We start from the raw sequence: 783 nt of genomic DNA, 5'->3' as shown, positions 1-783 counted from the left end.
TCAGAACTAACACAGTGGACGCGAGCAACTGAGGACAAGCCCTCGGCCTATTAGTACCGGTCACCTCCACACATTACTGTGCTTCCAGATCCGGCCTATCAACCCAGTCGTCTACTGGGAGCCTTACCCCATCAAGTGGGTGGGAGTCCTCATCTCGAAGCAGGCTTCCCGCTTAGATGCTTTCAGCGGTTATCCCTCCCGAACGTAGCCAACCAGCCATGCCCTTGGCAGAACAACTGGCACACCAGAGGTTCGTCCGTCCCGGTCCTCTCGTACTAGGGACAGCCCTTCTCAAGACTCCTACGCGCACAGCGGATAGGGACCGAACTGTCTCACGACGTTCTAAACCCAGCTCGCGTACCGCTTTAATGGGCGAACAGCCCAACCCTTGGGACCGACTCCAGCCCCAGGATGCGACGAGCCGACATCGAGGTGCCAAACCATCCCGTCGATATGGACTCTTGGGGAAGATCAGCCTGTTATCCCCGGGGTACCTTTTATCCGTTGAGCGACGGCGCTTCCACAAGCCACCGCCGGATCACTAGTCCCGACTTTCGTCCCTGCTCGACCCGTCGGTCTCACAGTCAAGCTCCCTTGTGCACTTACACTCAACACCTGATTGCCAACCAGGCTGAGGGAACCTTTGGGCGCCTCCGTTACTCTTTAGGAGGCAACCGCCCCAGTTAAACTACCCATCAGACACTGTCCCTGATCCGGATCACGGACCCAGGTTAGACATCCAGCACGACCAGAGTGGTATTTCAACGACGACTCCACCTGAAC

At 57.3% G+C, this 783-nt stretch carries 1 rRNA gene (running past one end of the window); it reads right to left on the bottom strand.

From position 1 onward, the window contains the following. Positions 1-30: 30 nt before the first annotated feature. Positions 31-783 (bottom strand): 23S ribosomal RNA (locus tag AQJ64_RS44630); it runs 2,542 nt beyond the window's last position.

It is taken from the genome of Streptomyces griseoruber (assembly GCF_001514205.1).
Classification (GTDB): Bacteria; Actinomycetota; Actinomycetes; order Streptomycetales; family Streptomycetaceae; genus Streptomyces; species Streptomyces griseoruber.
This window is presented reverse-complemented; position numbering and strand designations above follow the sequence as displayed.